This window comes from Paenibacillus barcinonensis (genome assembly GCF_003217495.1).
Classification (GTDB): Bacteria; Bacillota; Bacilli; order Paenibacillales; family Paenibacillaceae; genus Paenibacillus; species Paenibacillus barcinonensis.
In genome coordinates, this window is sequence record NZ_QJSW01000004.1 from 373087 (window position 1) to 390358 (window position 17272).

The 17272-nt window shown below is 47.8% G+C and carries 16 protein-coding genes; 15 read left to right on the top strand and 1 reads right to left on the bottom strand.

Annotated elements, in window-relative coordinates:
• Positions 1–156: 156 nt before the first annotated feature.
• The 12 genes from DFQ00_RS09215 to DFQ00_RS09270 all read left to right on the top strand — a co-directional run bounded on the left by DFQ00_RS09215 (position 157) and on the right by DFQ00_RS09270 (position 13346).
• Positions 157–1875, top strand: coding sequence for an ABC transporter ATP-binding protein (locus DFQ00_RS09215; RefSeq protein ID WP_110896178.1), 1719 nt, complete (start codon positions 157–159; stop codon positions 1873–1875).
• A 187-nt stretch (positions 1876–2062) separates the two neighbouring features.
• On the top strand, positions 2063–2524 hold the full coding sequence (locus tag DFQ00_RS09220) for a MarR family winged helix-turn-helix transcriptional regulator (protein ID WP_244213750.1): 462 nt from the start codon (positions 2063–2065) through the stop codon (positions 2522–2524).
• Positions 2521–3615 (top strand): threonine aldolase family protein, encoded by a 1095-nt coding sequence (locus DFQ00_RS09225; protein WP_110896179.1) that lies wholly within the window; start codon positions 2521–2523, stop codon positions 3613–3615. The genes DFQ00_RS09220 and DFQ00_RS09225 overlap by 4 nt, the downstream gene beginning before the upstream one ends.
• Positions 3616–4151: 536 nt before the next feature.
• Entirely contained in the window at positions 4152–4871 is a 720-nt protein-coding gene (locus DFQ00_RS09230; RefSeq protein ID WP_110896180.1) for a class I SAM-dependent methyltransferase, read from the top strand.
• A gap of 24 nt (positions 4872–4895) precedes the next feature.
• Positions 4896–5525: a pentapeptide repeat-containing protein gene (locus DFQ00_RS09235; protein WP_110896181.1), complete on the top strand. Its 630-nt coding sequence runs from the start codon at positions 4896–4898 to the stop codon at positions 5523–5525.
• Positions 5526–5630: 105 nt separating this feature from the next.
• A complete protein-coding gene (locus DFQ00_RS09240; protein WP_110896182.1) occupies positions 5631–7145 on the top strand; it encodes a DEAD/DEAH box helicase in 1515 nt (504 codons plus the stop codon).
• 132 nt (positions 7146–7277) lie between these two features.
• Positions 7278–7631 (top strand): MmcQ/YjbR family DNA-binding protein, encoded by a 354-nt coding sequence (locus DFQ00_RS09245; RefSeq protein WP_110896183.1) that lies wholly within the window; start codon positions 7278–7280, stop codon positions 7629–7631.
• An 89-nt stretch (positions 7632–7720) separates the two neighbouring features.
• Complete coding sequence (locus DFQ00_RS09250; RefSeq protein WP_244964909.1) at positions 7721–8614, top strand: alpha/beta hydrolase; 894 nt, start codon at positions 7721–7723, stop codon at positions 8612–8614.
• A 283-nt stretch (positions 8615–8897) separates the two neighbouring features.
• Positions 8898–10067, top strand: coding sequence for a type III polyketide synthase (locus tag DFQ00_RS09255; RefSeq protein ID WP_110896184.1), 1170 nt, complete (start codon positions 8898–8900; stop codon positions 10065–10067).
• Complete coding sequence (locus tag DFQ00_RS09260) at positions 10054–10782, top strand: SAM-dependent methyltransferase (protein WP_110896185.1); 729 nt, start codon at positions 10054–10056, stop codon at positions 10780–10782. Before DFQ00_RS09255 ends, DFQ00_RS09260 begins: the two co-directional genes overlap by 14 nt.
• Entirely contained in the window at positions 10779–11918 is a 1140-nt protein-coding gene (locus DFQ00_RS09265; RefSeq protein WP_110896186.1) for an NAD(P)/FAD-dependent oxidoreductase, read from the top strand. Before DFQ00_RS09260 ends, DFQ00_RS09265 begins: the two co-directional genes overlap by 4 nt.
• 237 nt (positions 11919–12155) lie before the next feature.
• The gene (locus DFQ00_RS09270; RefSeq protein ID WP_110896187.1) at positions 12156–13346 is read left to right on the top strand and encodes an aminotransferase-like domain-containing protein; all 1191 of its coding nucleotides are present in this window, start codon (positions 12156–12158) and stop codon (positions 13344–13346) included.
• Between the two features lie 96 nt (positions 13347–13442).
• Here DFQ00_RS09270 and DFQ00_RS09275 read toward each other — a convergent pair whose 3' ends face one another.
• Positions 13443–13868 carry a MaoC family dehydratase gene (locus tag DFQ00_RS09275; RefSeq protein WP_110896188.1) on the bottom strand — a complete coding sequence of 142 codons (426 nt, stop codon included), beginning with the start codon at positions 13866–13868 and terminating at the stop codon, positions 13443–13445.
• 206 nt (positions 13869–14074) lie between these two features.
• On the opposite strand from DFQ00_RS09275, the gene DFQ00_RS09280 reads away from it, so the two are divergent.
• The 3 genes from DFQ00_RS09280 to DFQ00_RS09290 all read left to right on the top strand — a co-directional run bounded on the left by DFQ00_RS09280 (position 14075) and on the right by DFQ00_RS09290 (position 17257).
• Positions 14075–14950 (top strand): AraC family transcriptional regulator, encoded by an 876-nt coding sequence (locus DFQ00_RS09280; protein WP_110896189.1) that lies wholly within the window; start codon positions 14075–14077, stop codon positions 14948–14950.
• An 84-nt stretch (positions 14951–15034) separates the two neighbouring features.
• Entirely contained in the window at positions 15035–16312 is a 1278-nt protein-coding gene (locus tag DFQ00_RS09285) for an ABC transporter substrate-binding protein (RefSeq protein ID WP_110896190.1), read from the top strand.
• A 54-nt stretch (positions 16313–16366) separates the two neighbouring features.
• Positions 16367–17257: a carbohydrate ABC transporter permease gene (locus DFQ00_RS09290; RefSeq protein ID WP_110896191.1), complete on the top strand. Its 891-nt coding sequence runs from the start codon at positions 16367–16369 to the stop codon at positions 17255–17257.
• Positions 17258–17272: the final 15 nt, after the last annotated feature.

Here is a 17272-nt window from a genome sequence, read left to right on the forward strand (position 1 = left end):
TATTGTTGGGATTATTATACGAAAGGTCTTCTCTATGATGTGGAGAAGGCTTTTTGGCTGTGGATGAGAGAACGGGTTTACATGTTTTGGAAGAATGTATAAAATGATATTCACTGTACAAACGAATTTGAATGTGGAGAGTGAGCGTGAATAGGAATGCTTCGTCGTTTTTTTTCGTATTATCAACCGTATAAAAAGCTGTTTTTAATTGATTTTGGCTGTGCGGTTATTGCAGGTTTGCTGGAGCTTGCATTTCCGCTTGCTGTCAGTAAATTTATTAACGAGCTCCTGCCCGGGCAGGATTGGCCGCTTATTTTACTCGCATGTGTTGTGCTGCTAAGTATTTATGCGTTGAATTCGCTATTAAATTATGTTGTCACTTACTGGGGGCATATGCTGGGCATTAATATTGAAACAAATATGCGGGAGAAAATGTTTGCTCACCTCCAGAAGCTGTCCTTTCGGTTTTTCGATAATCGCAAAACAGGTCATCTGATTGGTCATATTACCAATGATCTTAATGACATCGGTGAAGTCGCGCACCACGGCCCGGAGGATGTATTCATTGCTGTGATGACACTGATTGGATCATTCTGGCTAATGGCTAACATTAATCTGGAGCTGGCTCTGCTGACATTTATCATTATTCCTGTTATGGCTTGGGTTATCATCGTATTTGGTGGTCGTATGACCAAGACGTATCGAAGATTGTTCGGAGATGTTGGTAATTTCAATGCACGGATTGAAGACAATGTAGGGGGCATGCGTGTCGTTCAGTCCTTCGCCAATGAAGAGCACGAGAAGAAGCTGTTTGCAGTGGATAACGCCAATTTTCGTCTGACCAAGCTGCTTGCGTACAAGACGATGGCCAAAAGCATCTCAGTCAGCTATATGATGATGCGTCTTGTCACCGTGTTTGTGATGATCGCCGGGGCCTGGTTTTACATTGACGGCAAAATTAATATGGGAGATTTCATGGCATTCCTGCTGCTATCCAATATATTTTTCCGGCCAATTGAAAAAATTAATGCGGTAATTGAGAGCTACCCCAAGGGCATCGCAGGCTTCAAACGGTATCTGGAGATCATCGACACGGAGCCTGACATCGCAGATCGACAAGATGCGGTTGAATTACATGAGGTAAAGGGAGAGATCCGCTTCGAAAATGTGTCATTTGGCTACGAATCGAGCCGTCGCATCCTGAATCAGATCAGCTTGTCGGTGCGTCCGGGTGAAACGGTTGCTTTTGTTGGACCCTCCGGTGCAGGTAAAACAACGATCTGCAGCTTGCTACCGCGCTTTTATGAAGTGCAGAAGGGCAGGATCACCGTAGACGGTGTTGATATTCGTGATATCAAGCTGCATTCCCTGCGTAAACAGATCGGGATCGTACAGCAGGATGTATTTCTGTTCTCGGGTACGATCAAAGAAAATATTGCATATGGTGATCTGACAGCGACAGAGGATCAGATCTGGGATGCGGCACGACGCGCTTCACTGGAGGAACTGATTCGGAGCCTGCCTGACGGCATGGACACAATTATCGGGGAACGGGGCGTAAAGCTGTCGGGAGGTCAGAAGCAGCGTCTGTCCATTGCACGTATGTTCCTCAAAAATCCACCAATTCTGATTCTGGATGAGGCAACCTCTGCTCTTGATACGGAAACGGAAGCGCTCATTCAGCAATCGCTCGCTGAATTGTCTGTCGGCAGAACAACTCTCGTAATTGCTCACCGGCTGAGCACAATCAAAAATGCGGATCGCATCATCGTAGTAAATACTGACGGTATTGCCGAGCAAGGCAATCATGAGCAGTTAGTGGCTGCTGGGGGGATTTACAGCCGTTTGCATCAAGTGCAGCATAATCACTCATAACATGCTGGAGACGGATATGGCTCTGTTTCCGCTTCATCGTGGATTGAAATCGTTAGCTGAGGCCGCACATGGTGCGGCTTTTTTTGTTATTTTATCGTCGAGAAAACATACATAAGAATATTGTTGACAATGTCCACAAACCTGATTAGTATAATGTTGACAATGTCCACTAAAAGGGGGCTCCGATATGAACTCTGAGCATATTTCACCGGAGATTTTAGCAGATATGCGGCGTTTCAACCGGTTCTATACGAATATACTCGGGGTGCTGGATAAGCACATTCTCGGGACAGGGTATTCTTTTGCCGAAGCACGGGTCATTATCGAGATCGGGATTCGCGGGGAGAGCATCGCCAATAACCTCGTGGACACCCTCACGATTGATCGCAGCTATATGAGCCGGATTGTTACTAAATTAACAAAGGAAGGACTACTGCTCAAGGTGGATTCCGCGGAAGATAGCAGGGTCAGTCTGATTCGTCTGACGGATAAAGGGCAGGAGCTGTACGCTGAACTTAACGCTCGGTCTGATGAGCAGATTGTAAAACTAATGCAAAACTTGAATGAAGAAGAGATTCGAGAGGTATATGCCTCCATGATGAACATCCAAGAGAAGCTGAACAAGAAGGCAGGAGAGACAGTACGATGATTAGATTCGAATGTGATTATAACGAAGGTGCGCATGAACGCATTTTGCAGCGATTGATGGAGACAAACATGGAACAGACCAGCGGATACGGGACGGATGCACATTGTGAGCGAGCGCGCACGCTGATTCGGCAGGCTTGCGGCAACGAGGGGGCAGATGTCCATTTTCTCGTAGGGGGTACGCAGACGAACACCACAGTCATTGCGTCCATTCTTCGTCCGCATCAAGGAGTCATTGCAGCGGTATCTGGTCATATTGCGGTTCATGAGACGGGAGCGATTGAGGCTACAGGTCACAAGGTGCTGACGGTACCAAGCCTGGATGGGAAAATTACAGCTGCACAGGTAAAGGCGGTCTATGATGCACATGTGCAGGAATCGTCACCCGAGCACAGCGTTCAGCCAGGCATGGTCTACATATCTCAACCGACTGAAAATGGTACGATGTACAGTAAGGCCGAGCTTGAGGCTATATATGAAGTAAGCCGGGCATGTGAGCTGCCGTTTTTTATTGATGGAGCGCGTCTTGGGTATGCTCTGGCATCCAAGGCATGTGATATGACTCTGGCAGATCTTGCTTGTCTGTGTGATGTATTCTATATTGGCGGCACCAAAATTGGCGCATTGATGGGCGAGGCTGTTGTGATTGTGAACGATGCGCTCAAGCGTGACTTTCGTTACATCATCAAGCAAAAAGGCGGCTTGCTGGCTAAAGGCCGGTTGCTGGGTATTCAGTTTGAGACGCTGTTTGAAGACGGATTGTATCTGGAGATTTCGAAGCATGCCGTGGACATGGCTGTGAGAATCCATGATACTCTTGAGCAGCACGGGGTAGAGTTCCTCTACAGCTCCCCGACGAATCAGCAGTTTCCGATTCTTCCTGATGCTCTGCTGCAGCAGCTCAGCAGTCAGTATACGTTCACGTTCTGGGAAAAGGTTGACACTTCCCGCAGTGCTGTTCGGTTCTGCACAAGCTGGGCGACTCGTCAAGAAAATGTAGATGCGCTGACCCGAGATATTGTTAGACTACTGCAAGGGAATGAGGGTCAGGATGAACCGGTAGCTGTATTTCAGACAGCGGCAACGGTGTAAAGTGCAGCCAATGGCTGGATACTTTAATGTAAACGAATAGTCGGGGGTTTGGTGGTGGCGAATACTGTATGGTGCTGAATACCGAATTATGCTAAGTACCGAATGGTGCTGAGTGAGAGTCAGCAGTGTGGGAGATGCTGTATGTTGCGGAGTGAGAACACGTGGAGCTAGCGGGATATCGAAGAGGACTTGGTGTAATCTCTGCTCCGAGCGCTAACGATCATGAGAAACCTTATTTCGGGCATTAGTTGGGCAAAAAAATTCTAACGATCCTCAGGAGTCTTATTTCATCGTAAAATGGCTTATGATCCTGAAAAACGGCGATATTTGACGGAATAACATTCCTGCTGATCGTTAGAATTAGAGATTGCCTGATATGATGCAAATAGCATCTCTGGTGATCGTTAGCGCTTTTTTTATTTTCGCACATATACATATAATTCGTACGATGAACGATCAAAGTAGATTGACAACTCTCCGTAGATAAATTAAGGTTTTAAAGATACTTAATATCCTTAATGTGAAGGAGAGATGTAATGAATACCGAACAGCGTTCCATTTTTGAGAATACACCGATTTTAACGGCTCTTCAGCCAGCTCCGGGCGAGCGCATTCTGGATGTGGGCTGTGGGAACGGATCATTAACGGCCCGGATTGCGGCATTGGGGGCTATTACCACTGGAATTGATCTATCGGAAGAGAGCATCGCTCAAGCTGTGCTTAAATATCCTGAACTTGACTTTCAGGTAGCGGATGCATGTCATTATCGAACGATAGAGCGTTATGACGCTGTCTTTTCACATGCGGTACTGCACTGGACGGCAGATGCCTCTGCTGTGATCCAGAGCATGCACGCTGCACTGAAGCAGGGAGGACGTCTGATTGCAGAGTTTGCGGGGAAGGGGAACACGGCGATTATCCTTCATGCGGTGCGGGAGGAGCTGTTAGCACGAGGATACACTTGGGAAGCGCGTAATCCGTGGTATCACCCCAGTGTTGGAGAGTTTTCAAGCTTGCTGGAGCAGCATGGATTTCAGGTGTCATACATCCAGCATACCGATACACGCAGACCCTTGCAGCAGGGGGTACGCAGCTGGATGAGCAGCTTTGCCCATTATCTTTTCCGTGATATTTCCACAGACGAGCAGGATTCCATAATGGAGGCTGTCGAAAAGAAAGTAGAGCCGTTGCTCCTTCATGAAGGGCAGTGGAGCCTGGATATTTCCAGACTGCGAGTTATTGCAGTCAAATTATAATCCATACGTCCAAAGGAGAAGGGCATGAAAATAGAGAATCCCAGATTACAGCCGCAGCTGCTTGAAGCTGAACCGATCTATTCTTTGGACTCGAAAACAGAGTACAAGAACAGGCTGATTGAGAATGTGACGCTGGACGTGCTGGAGGCGAGCAAGGTATCGTTTGAAAACGTAGTGTTCCGCCATGTGACTATTATGGAGTCTTCGCTTGAGCAATGTGAGTTTACGGATGTACGATTCGAGCACTGTGACTTTTCCAATGTGAATCTGCAGAGCTCGTTTATGCATCGAACGGAGTGGCAGCACTGTAAACTGGTGGGAACAGACTTTTCAAGCAGCCGGTGGCAGAATGTATGCATTACGCAGAGTATAGGAGACTACAGCAGCTTTCGTTTTGCACATCTCAAGCAGGTCGAATACGCGGATTGTAGCTTGATCGGAGCGGACTTCGCCTATTTGAAATTACAGAAAATCGCCTTTGCAGCTTGCAGGCTGGATCAGGTTGCATTCACCGGAACAGCGATGAAGGGCATGGATCTGAGTGATAGTGAGTTCGACGCATTGGTGCTTACAATGGAGGATCTGGCCGGATGTGCTATTGCTCCTCATCAAGCAGCGACCTTCGCCGGATTAATGGGACTTATTATCAAATGAACGTATGGACGTATACAGAACCTGTTTTTAATGTTATCCTTAACTGTTACGTGTGACATAAAGACTTGTTTTTATGTATAGATGTGCGTAAATGAAGGAGATAACATGACATTTCAGGAATTAAACATCATCCCTCCGATACTGGAAGGGTTAAAAAAAGCAAATTACAGCCAGCCCACTCCCATTCAGGAGCAATCCATACCAGCTGTACTTGCAGGTAGAGACTTGCTTGGTTGTGCTCAGACGGGAACAGGCAAGACGGCTGCATTTTCGGTGCCGATCATACAATTATTAAGTGAAGGCAGCCAAGCGAGACAAGGCAACTCTGTCCATAAAAAGGCAAAGTCAACGCGTGCAATTCGTTCGCTTATTTTGTCACCAACTCGCGAGCTCGCCATTCAAATATCCGATAATATTAAAGTGTACAGCAGATATACGGACATTCGTTCTACTGCGATCGTGGGCGGAGTATCTCAACGCGTGCAGGAGCGTGCCTTGCAGCAAGGAGCAGATATCGTCATTGCTACACCTGGACGCTTGATGGACCTTGTGAACCAGAAGCAGATTGATCTGAGCATGGTGGAGATTCTCGTACTGGATGAAGCGGACCGTATGCTGGATATGGGCTTTATCCATGATGTTAAACGGATCATTGCCAAGATGCCAAACAAGAAACAAACTCTGTTCTTCTCGGCTACGATGCCGCCAGAGATTGTTAAAATGGTGCAGACTCTGCTGGTCAACCCGGTCAAAGTAGAGATTACCCCGGTATCTTCAACCGTGGACCGTATTCAACAATCTGTATATTTGCTGGAGAAGGGCAAGAAACAGAGCATGCTTAATCTTATTTTGCAGGATCAGACGATTGCTTCGGCACTGGTGTTCACTCGTACGAAACGTGGAGCAGACCGGGTTACCCGGGATTTGGCAAAGGTTAACGTAACCGCACAGGCCATTCACGGCAACAAATCGCAAAATGAACGCCAGCGGGCATTAAACAATTTCAAAAGCGGTGTCACCCGTGTATTAGTAGCTACCGATATTGCTGCCAGAGGCATTGATGTGGAGGAACTGACACATGTCATCAACTTCAACCTGCCCAACATTCCTGAAACGTACGTTCACCGAATTGGACGCACGGGACGGGCAGGGAAAAGTGGCATGGCGATCTCGTTCTGTGAACAGGATGAGCTTGCTTTCCTGAAAGATATCGAGAAAGTAATTAAAAAGTCTATTCCCGTGGTGAAGGATCATCCGTATCCGATGAACAACATGCCTGTGTTTGCACAGATGCATCCCACGAAACAGACTTCCAAAACGCCTGGTGGCAAGTCTGGTTCGCATCGTTCCGCTGCTGACAGACCCGGTAAATCCAAGACGAATCCTGCTCGCAAGCCGAAATCCGAGTGGTTTACGAAACGGGATAAAGCGGCATCCGGTGGTAAATCGGCTGAGCGTCATGCGAGTGGCTCACGTTCTGCACGGAGCGAGCTGTCTCATGCTAAAGGTGGGCCGACATCTGGAGCAACGCGTAAAGCGGAGCATAGCAAAACTAACAGCCGATCTTCGGTGCAGGGTCAGCAGCGCCGTGCCAAAACACATAGTAATCAGGCTAACTAGCTGATGTAACAATATAACCTGCCTTCTCCAAATGTTGGGGAAGGTTTTTTGGCATGATGCCAAATGTCATTTACAGGCAAACGCACATTCGATAATATAAAGTGTATTAGATTACGGCGAGGGGGAGAATCGTTGACAGAAACAATGCTGAGCTATTGTCTTGCTAAACAAGGTGCCGTAAAGGAATATCCGTTCGGGCCCGAGACGGCTGTGATCAAGGTAGCGGACAAAATGTTTGCCCTTCTGTTTGAGGGGAATGGAGAAGATCGTCGTATCAATCTGAAGTGTGATCCGATTATCGCGGAAAACCTGAGAGAGCAGCATGCGGCGGTCAAACCGGGCTATCACATGAATAAAAAGCATTGGAATACAGTCATGCTGGATGATTCTTTACCAAACGAGGACATCTATGCCATGATTGATCATTCCTACAATCTGGTTGTACAGAAGCTGCCGAAGAGGATTCAGGAAACGCTGAGCGAATAAAGTTAAAAGTTAGGCAATCTGTGCCATAGAGCAGTGGAGTGGTTGAGGTGTTTTTATCGCATGAAACCAATACGAAGGAGTGCATGAGAATGGATCAGGAGCAGCAGCAGATAGCAATGGTGCAGCATATGCGGGAGCAGAGCTCGGGAATGGGTCAAGCCTTACAACCAAGTCTTACATATGATGTTATGGTCAAAGAGCAATTCATCACCACCTGTGCTGGAGATACACGGGTGCTGGTGTATACACCCAACCGAAGGAAGGATACGTCTGCAAGTTTGCCTGTGTTTTTTAACATGCATGGCGGAGGATTTGTGCTTGGACAAGCGGACGGGGATGACGCCTGGTGCCGTTTGATCGCAGATCGTGCAGGATGTCTGGTGGTAAACATAGATTACAAGCTGGCACCTGAGCATAAATTTCCTGCGGCTGTCTATGAGTGCTATGATGTGGTGAAATGGGTGCATGATCATGCGGGGCAGTTCTCTGCAGATGCTTCTCTCTTGGCAATAGGCGGTCATAGTGCAGGAGGTAATCTGGCAGCAGCCGTATGTCTGCTGAATCGTGAACGCGGAGATGAGCTTCCAATCCTGCTGCAGATTATTGATTATGCTGTCCTCGATGTAGCTACAGACCCGGCGGAAAAGCCGGATTTCCCAGAAGCCATTCCTGCAGATATCGCCCGTATGTTTAATGCCATGTATCTGTCGAAACCGGAGCATGCACAGAATCCATTGGCCTCTCCTGTCCTCGCGGTTTCTTTGGCGGGTTTACCTCAAGCACTGATCATTACTGCGGAGAGAGATTCTCTTGCCCAGGAAGCACGTAATTACGCTGCGAAGCTGGAATCAAGCGGCGTACATGTAACTCATAAGGAATACGAGGGCGTAGCTCACGGCTTCACACATCATGGCGATATCCAGATGGCTGAAGATGCATGGTATTTGATGAGTGACACGTTGCAGGCGGTTTTTGCTAGATAAGCCGTTACCCATTGATATAATCGAGGAACCGATATATAAACACCTTCTACAGATAACAAGCCCCATGTGTGAAGCATGGTCATCCTGTATCTAGAAGGTGTTTTTTTTCATATGATCGTACAAATTACTGAAGCAGACTTCTGAGTGAGCAGATGGGCTAATAAAATATACAAATACGAGAAGTGAAGCAGTCATCGAGAGACAGTGTGTGACGTAAATTTATATGGATCAATATTATTTTTGGGGTCACAGCCTTGATAATATCCCGAATCAGGAGGTTCATATGAATTCAAATGTAAACCACCTTTCAGGTGATGCTGCCATTCTTGGCATGGGAACTGCTCTACCGGCACACGTTGTAGATCAGGCTGACATTGCAGAGCTTATCGCTGCTTCCGTGCAGGATCGCCCGGATTTGGCCCGCTTTGCCAAGCGTATTTTCAGATCCTGCGGGGTTGAGACACGATACACCGTGGAACCGAGTTATCTTGGCGCGCTTGAAAACTGTCGTTATTTGCCCTCAGCCACGGATGAACAGAAGGACATTCCCACAACCAGGGAACGAATGGATACATACCAGCTGGAAGCACTGCCTTTGGCGGTAAGGGCTGCGGAGCAGGCGATGCTGGACGCGGGAGCATCTCCCGAAAGCATCTCTCATTTGATTACCGTCAGCTGCACGGGGCAATATTTGCCGGGGCTGGATGTGCAATTGATTCGCCAGTTGGGTTTATCCGCGCGAGTAAACCGATTGCCGTTAATTTTTCAGGGCTGTGCTGCCGGATTAAAAGCGATTCAGATGGCTCGTGATGTCGTGCAAGGTGCACCCGGCTCTCAAGTGCTGGTGGTCTGCGTGGAGTTATGCTCTCTTCATTTCCAGCCGGTGCAGGATCGGGAAGCGTTGTTCGCAGCATCGTTCTTTGGGGATGCAGCCTCCGCATCCATTGTTGGTACGCCTGATGCTCGGCACACAGACTATTTGAGTCTGGGGATCGGATATTCGGTGCTGCTACCAGACTCAACGCAAGATATGACCTGGAAAGTGGCGGATTACGGGTATGATTTACATTTGTCACCGCGAATCCCGAAGCTGCTCGGTTTACATCTGGAAGAAGAGCTGCGCTTGCTGCTGCAAAATGAACAGTTCCCGGAACTATGGGCGATACATCCGGGTGGACGTGGAATCGTAGATTCTGTTCAGGAAGTGATGCATCTAAGGCAGGAGCAGACGCAGTATAGCCGCGATATTTTGAGAGATTACGGCAATTTGTCTTCGAATACAATCTTGTTTGTGCTTCAGGCCATGCGGATGGATATGAAAATACGTGAACAGTCAGCTACCGAAGGGGTGGCGATGGCTTTTGGTCCTGGACTTACAGCGGAACTGATGAAATTCACATATGTTCCGTGCTTGTCGTCGGTAACGGAGGAGACGAATCATGTCTTTTTTTAGAACGCTGCATCGTCGGGCCAAGGAAGAAGAGCTGATGGATGATTTCTCAACGGGTGGAGAGGAACTGCATGAAGCGCTGCGGCATCTGAGACGACTCAATAAGCTGTTTGCTGCGTCTGGTCCAACGCTGTCTGGCGTAGCCAAGCTGTGGAAGTCTATCGGCATGCCGGAAAAGCTTACCCTGATGGATGTCGGAGCGGGTTCAGGAGATGTAAATAAGAGGTTGCTGAGATGGGCGAAGAAACAAGGCATTGATATGCGGATTACGTTAGTCGATATGACCGAGGAAGCTTGTCAGGAAGCCCGGCAGCTGTTCCAGAATGAGCCGCGTATTCGTGTACAGCGTGCGGATCTAACTACGCTACCGGATGCTTCGGCGGATATTGTGACAGGCTCGCAATTTATTCATCATTTTGAAGGAGAGCAGCTCGTGAATATGGTGGGCCATATGCTGCGGGTATCACGATATGGTGTAGTGATTAACGATATTCATCGTCATACCGTATCCTATAAGGCTGTTTGGATCACCACCCGGTTAATCTCGCGTAATCGCTATATTCGTCATGATGGACCACTTTCGGTAGCGAAGGGCTTTACCAGCCAGGATTGGCAGGAACTCAGACAGCGCTTGAATCATGAGACGATGACCTATGAATGGAAGCCATTATTTCGTTTTTCTGTTGTCATCCCTCAGCAGGAAGGCGGGATAACATGACAAGATCAACGGATATCATCATTATCGGAGCCGGTATTGCAGGCAGTGCCTGTGCAATCGAGCTGGCACGGCAGGGCCATCGTACACTGCTGCTGGATCGGCAACAGTTCCCCCGGCATAAAACCTGCGGTGAGTTTATGTCACCTGAAACTAGAGAGATGCTGGAGCATTTAGATTTGAATTTACTTGAAGCTGAGCAGGCAACCAGCCTTATGGATCATGCAACAATTATACTGCCTGATGGCGGTGAGATCGAAGCGCCCTTGCCTGGTACAGCATATGGCATAAGCCGGTATGTGCTGGATCAGCTTTTGCATCATCAGGTGCAGGAAGCCGGGGCCAGCATCATCACCAAAGCGAACATTACGGCCACCCGGCAGCTTGAAAATAAACAATATGAAGTCGAGGTCAAGCAAGGCGACGAATATATACGTTATCAAACGAAGGCTGTTATCGGGGCCCACGGCAGCAAAAAGCTGCGGGGAACGCATAGCGAAGCAGGGCTACGGGATGAAACGATATATGTCGGTGTAAAGTCCCATTACAGGGGCATTCGCATCCCTGCGAGAGTGGAGCTTTATTTTTGCAATGGTGGTTATGTAGGGATCTCACCGATTGAAAATGGCATGGTAAATGTAGCGGCATTATTAACACTGGATTCAGTGCAAGGGAGTGGCAAGTCCGTGCCTGAGATTCTGCAGGCTGCAGCGCTTACCAACCGCAAGCTGGCCGACCGTTTAATGGAAGGCAGTACGGTTCAGGGAACACAGGTATCTGTTGCACCGCTACAACTGTCCATTGTACCTGAACCATGGTCGAGTTACCCCCACATTGGTGATACGATGCTGGTGATTCCACCGCTATGCGGCGACGGCATGTCGATTGCTCTTCGTTCCGCAATCATGTGTGCAAGGTGGACTGACGCATATTTAAAGGATGAGTTACAGTATGACGCGTGGCAAAACGGATATACACGGGAAGCCAAGCGGGAATTCGCCCCATTGCTGCGCAGAGCCAGAACCATTCAACAGCTTGCTTTTGCCAAAACCCATCGTTTCTATCCGGCTCTTGTCCGAATGTTTCCCCGGCTTGCATCATATGTAGTGAAGGCCACGAGGTTGTCTTCCATGAGATGAGAAGCTAAGAAAGATCAGATGAGAAGACGACCCATGCGTTAAGAAGAGCTTCACAGATGAGATCATCCAGCTGCCGGGAGGTGGCTTTTTTGCTGTTATTCAACGTAATCATGACAAAAAAAAGCCCCCAAACGAATACATGACTGTTTAGCAAATCGAAAAATACTCGTATAATAGAGTCTAATGTATCATGGAGAGACAGAAGACAGATCAGATGCCGAGAGGATGTTATTGAAGATGAATTATACTTTTTCCAACCGGATTGCGTCATTACAGCCGTCCATTATTCGTGAAATTTTGAAGGCCTCTTCAGGTCAAAATGTCATTCCGTTCTCAGCGGGCAACCCCGCACCGGAAACGTTCCCGATCGAAGCGATTCGCACCTTCACCCAATCTATTCTGGAGCAGGACCCGGTTACTGCGTTGCAATATGGCATTACGGAAGGCTATGTTCCGCTGCGTGAAGCACTTCAGCAGCATCTGGAGCGTAATTTCAACACAGGCAAGCCGTCTGACCAGCTCTTTATTGTGTCAGGTGCACAGCAGGGAATTGAGCTTGCATGTAAAGTGCTGTGTAATGAAGGAGACACGATTATCTGTGAAAGTCCAAGCTTTATCGGCTCCTTGAACTCCTTCCGGGCTTCCGGCGCGAAGCTGGCAGGTGTGCCGATGGAGATGGACGGTATGGACATTGAGAAGCTGGAGCATGCGCTGCAAACGGAGCCGAATGTGAAAATGATCTATGTAATTCCAAGCTTTCAGAATCCAACAGGTGTAACAACCAGTCTGGAGAAACGCAAAGCGATCTATGAGCTGGCGAAGAAATATGGCGTGATGATTCTGGAGGATAATCCATATGGCGAGCTTCGATTCAGCGGTGAGGACGTGCCAACCATCAAGTCAATGGATGAAGAGGGAATTGTAATCTATGTAGGCTCCTTCTCCAAAATATTATCAGCGGGTCTGCGCGTTGGTTTTGTGCAAGCCCCACATGAAGTGGTGGAGAAAATGGTTGTTGCCAAGCAGGGCGAGGATGTACATACAGCGATGCTTCCGCAGATTCTGGCACATCGTTTCATGACACAATACGATTATGCCGGTCACATTAACCATATTCGCGACGTCTATCGGAGAAAGGCGACCTTGATGATGGAGAACCTGCAGGAGCATCTGGGTGACGCCGTGACCTATACCCGCCCTGATGGCGGACTGTTCCTGTGGTGTGATCTTCCAGCGCATGTGCCGATGGTGGATTATGCCAAAACTGCGGCTGCACAAGGCGTAGCTGTCGTGCCTGGTAATGCATTTCTGGTGAATGAGCAGGACCCTTGTAATGCGATTCGTCTCAATTTCTCAACACCGTCTGACGAGCAGATTGTCAAAGGTGTGGAGATTCTTGGACAAGTAATGCGCAGCTCGTTTTCGTAAAAACAAACGCATGACGAAAGCCGCCCACGGGCGGCTTATTAGCTTTTCAGCACATGCGGGCAATATTGGACTACAAGTTGATGACTCTTTTGCTGCCTAATTATCCACCAGTGCGCTCAGTTCTGCCCGAAATACGTTCTGTCCCTTCTGGTTGTAGGTGCTCAGCAGTACGGTTACTGTACCGTTGCCTGCTCGTCTGGGACGTAATTCAATAACCTCTGCTACAACGTGAAGCGTATCGCCCGGATATACAGGTTTGAGAAATTGAAGCTGATTCATGCCTGTCCCGGCAATGATATGCTCACCATAGATGCCCACATCAATCCATAGTCTGAACGATACATTCAGCGTCTGCATCCCCGAGGCTATAAGCCCGCCGAAACGTCCCTTTTTTGCTTTTTCCTCATCAAGATGCATATATTGGGGGTCATACATATTCGCAAATTGCATAATATCCTCTTTGCTCAGTGTGACCTCCGCCGTCTTGTAACACTGCCCCACTTTGAATTTGCTGAACTTCATGTTCCACCACTCCGATTTTATCAAATGTTCACTTTACTTATCTTATCACGTCTGAATGGCAACCCCCTAACTGGAGCGCTTTAAGGGTTGTTCATTTGGATATGCAGCCCAATTTTAGTTAGAATAGGAGAGCAGGGTGAGTACATTCAGGCATATGAATAGAAACGTAAGGCAGATGTGTGTGGAAAAAAGAGGAGGCGAAGCATATGGGCGTACCTACTTTTCTGGAAACAGGTCACATGGCCGACGGCTTTCCCATTCGGTTAATTTATACAGGTGCACAATTCAATTATGCTGCACATTGGCATGATGAGGTAGAGCTTGTAGTCGTAAATGGAAAGCAGGCACGGATTGGTGTGAACGAGCAGATTCTGGAGCTGGAACAAGGCGATATGCTTCTGATCAAGCCGGGGGACGTGCATTATTTTATGCCTGGAACCGAACGGCTGACGATTCTGCTGTTTCGTCTTGAACTGCTGACCGGGAGCTTCACCAGTGAAGCGGAGATGCAGGAGCTTGGAGCGCTTTTTAATCAAACAACAATTATACCGTTCGACAGTCAGCACAATCCGGGTGAGTATGTAGAAGCCATCGCTACTGAGAAAAAAAATCAGAAGCCCGGGTATCGCTGGCTCATGGTATCCCGGCTGTATGATCTGATCGTGCTGCTGCTGCGAACTGCACCTCCGGCTGCCGAGAATGAGAATGCGCCATGCTGGCCATGCGTTTCATCCAAAAAGTTCGAGTTTCTTGAAGCGGTCTGTGAATATTTGGAGGAGCATTACGCTGAGCCGATCAAGCTGGAGCAGGTAGCAGAGCATATGAAATTCAGCAAATTCCATATCTGCAAGCTGTTCAAAGAAATCAAGGGCATCACGCTGATGGAATATCTGAATCATTTTCGCATTATCAAGTCGGAGTGGGCACTGTTGTTCCGTCAAGACTCTATTCTGGAGATCGCGATCAGTCACGGCTTCAACAATGTGAACTCGTACAATCGTCTTTTTAAAAAATACAATCACTGCACACCTTCCGAATTCCGCAAGCGTCACCGGTCCAATATCGCAAAATATCAAGGATGATTGACAATATTTGTGGAGAAAGCTCTCGCTCAAATTCATATACTCAAATAAATTGTAAGCGTTTCCTTTTTGGGGAGGGTACTTATGAAGAGATGGTTTAAGCGATGGGCTATGCCGGTTATGGTGCTTGCAGGTGCAGTCATGGTGTGTACGGGCTGCCAAACGGGGGCATCCAATCAAACAAAGCAGCAGGAAATTACGGTCTGGAGTTTCACGGATGAGGCAGGCTATGCCATTGAGAAATTTGAAGAAAAATACCCGGATATCAAGGTGAATTTTGTGAATATACCGGGCAACTTCTATCTAACCAAGCTCAAATCAGCACTTCAGACCAGCTCCAAGGCCCCGGACGTATTTATGATTGAGAACGGAAATATCAGGGAACTGATTGATGTACCCTATCTGGAAAATCTGTCACCGCCGCCTTATAATGCCGACAAGCTGATCCAAGAGCAATATCCTTTTGTACAGGCCAATGAGAAGGATAGTGAGGGAAATGTCAGAGCGATTGGTTATCAGGGAACACCTGGAGGAATCTATTACCGCCGGGATCTGGCCAAGGAATATCTGGGTACGGATGACCCGGAGAAGGTGAGTGCACAGATTAATTCGTGGGAGAACATTTTTGCGATTGGAGAGAAGGTGCAGGAGCAGAGTGGCAACAAGGTGCATGCACTTGCCAACTGGAATGGTATCGCGAACTCGTACGACGGCATTCCCTGGGTGATGGAAGGAAAGCTGGTTATTGATCCGACGTATCTGAAGGTGCTCGACTTGGTACGTGAGGCGCGTGAGCGACGGGTACTTGCTGAATACGAGGATGGAAGTGCAGGTTATGCCGCGTCCATGCAAAAAGGTGAAGTAATGTTTTATCCGGCTGCCACTTGGGGACTACAGTTTACATTCAAGGCGAATGCACCCGATACCGAAGGGTTATGGGGGTTGGCCCATGGGCCGTCTTCCTTCAGTTCAGGAGGAACTTATATTGCGATGTACAACAAGAGTGACAAGAAGGATGCCGCCTGGAAATTCATTGAGTTTTACAACTTTAATCACGAGTTTCTGAAAGGACTTGCGAAGGAGCAGGACTATTTTACGAGCAACATGGTGGTAAATGATGAGCTGGCAGACTCGCTGACCTCGGCTTACCTGGGCGGACAAAAGCATTTTGAGTTTTTCTCGGAGGCAGCCAAGCAGGTCCCGGTGTATGAACGCACCAAATATGACGGCATTATCAATACTGATATTTATCGAAACCTGTTGCAGCTCTATCTGAACGGTGATATCCAGACGAAGGAGGACGTGGTGAAACGCATCAAACGTGATGTGCGCCTGAGATTCCCGGAACTAGAGGTGGAGTAAGTTTAACTTACTTGATAGCAGAGTAAAAACATTTGATCATGGGGAGGACAGCGCATGTTTGCCAAAACACTTCGCAAGGATCACTATGGCTATTACTTTATCGCACCGTTTTTTATCATATTTGCTATCTTTGGACTGTATCCGATTCTGTACTCGCTGTATATCAGCTTCACGAATTTTGATGGTATAACCACGCCGGAATTCGTAGGGATCGGTAACTACGTTGCAGTGCTTCAAGACCCGCTCTTTTATAAAACATTGTTTAACACGCTCTTCATTTGGGGTGTCTCGGTAGTGCCACAGCTGACGGTGTCGCTTGTTCTGGCATTTATTCTGAACGACAAGCTGCTGAAGGGACGGGATATTTTCAGGGCAGTCTATTTTTTCCCGAATATCGTCACGGCGGCTTCGCTTGGCTTGCTGGTTAGTCTGATTTTTGATTGGCAGTCGGGTGGACTGAATCATTTTCTCGTGCAGACCGGGTTGATTCAAGATCCGATCAATTGGAAAAATGACCCTTGGTTTATGCGCCTGATCGTATCATCTATCCTGTTCTTTCAATACTTTGGCTACTCGATGGTAATCTATCTGGCAGGCCTGCAGGGGATTGATCCGGCACTACAGGAAGCGGCTCAAATTGATGGTGCGAAGAAAAAGCATATCTTCCTGCACATTATCGTACCTATGCTCCGACCGATTATTTTGTTCCAGATTATTACGTCAATCATCGGGGGCATTCAGATTTTCGATCAGCCGTTTACACTGACTAATGGTAACGGTGGACCCGATCGGGCCGCAATGACCAGTATAATGTACCTTTATAATGTTGCGTTCCAGAGCACAAGATTTGGTTACGGAGCTGCCATAGCGTTCTGTCTGTTTGTCATCATTATTTTGTTATCTGTTGCATCGTTCATCATGACCAAACGGAAGAGCCGTTCATAGGGAGGGAGAGATTGT

Bases quoted from the DNA above. Each gene is read 5' to 3' on its own strand.
- DFQ00_RS09235 (WP_110896181.1), top strand. From the start codon at position 4,896: ATGAAAATAGAGAATCCCAGATTACAGCCGCAGCTGCTTGAAGCTGAA.
- DFQ00_RS09230 (WP_110896180.1), top strand. From the start codon at position 4,152: ATGAATACCGAACAGCGTTCCATTTTTGAGAATACACCGATTTTAACG.
- DFQ00_RS09275 (WP_110896188.1), bottom strand. From the start codon at position 13,868: ATGAAGTTCAGCAAATTCAAAGTGGGGCAGTGTTACAAGACGGCGGAG.
- DFQ00_RS09285 (WP_110896190.1), top strand. From the start codon at position 15,035: ATGAAGAGATGGTTTAAGCGATGGGCTATGCCGGTTATGGTGCTTGCA.
- DFQ00_RS09290 (WP_110896191.1), top strand. From the start codon at position 16,367: ATGTTTGCCAAAACACTTCGCAAGGATCACTATGGCTATTACTTTATC.
- DFQ00_RS09220 (WP_244213750.1), top strand. From the start codon at position 2,063: ATGAACTCTGAGCATATTTCACCGGAGATTTTAGCAGATATGCGGCGT.
- DFQ00_RS09250 (WP_244964909.1), top strand. From the start codon at position 7,721: ATGGATCAGGAGCAGCAGCAGATAGCAATGGTGCAGCATATGCGGGAG.
- DFQ00_RS09270 (WP_110896187.1), top strand. From the start codon at position 12,156: ATGAATTATACTTTTTCCAACCGGATTGCGTCATTACAGCCGTCCATT.
- DFQ00_RS09265 (WP_110896186.1), top strand. From the start codon at position 10,779: ATGACAAGATCAACGGATATCATCATTATCGGAGCCGGTATTGCAGGC.
- DFQ00_RS09260 (WP_110896185.1), top strand. From the start codon at position 10,054: ATGTCTTTTTTTAGAACGCTGCATCGTCGGGCCAAGGAAGAAGAGCTG.
- DFQ00_RS09255 (WP_110896184.1), top strand. From the start codon at position 8,898: ATGAATTCAAATGTAAACCACCTTTCAGGTGATGCTGCCATTCTTGGC.
- DFQ00_RS09225 (WP_110896179.1), top strand. From the start codon at position 2,521: ATGATTAGATTCGAATGTGATTATAACGAAGGTGCGCATGAACGCATT.
- DFQ00_RS09240 (WP_110896182.1), top strand. From the start codon at position 5,631: ATGACATTTCAGGAATTAAACATCATCCCTCCGATACTGGAAGGGTTA.
- DFQ00_RS09215 (WP_110896178.1), top strand. From the start codon at position 157: ATGCTTCGTCGTTTTTTTTCGTATTATCAACCGTATAAAAAGCTGTTT.
- DFQ00_RS09280 (WP_110896189.1), top strand. From the start codon at position 14,075: ATGGGCGTACCTACTTTTCTGGAAACAGGTCACATGGCCGACGGCTTT.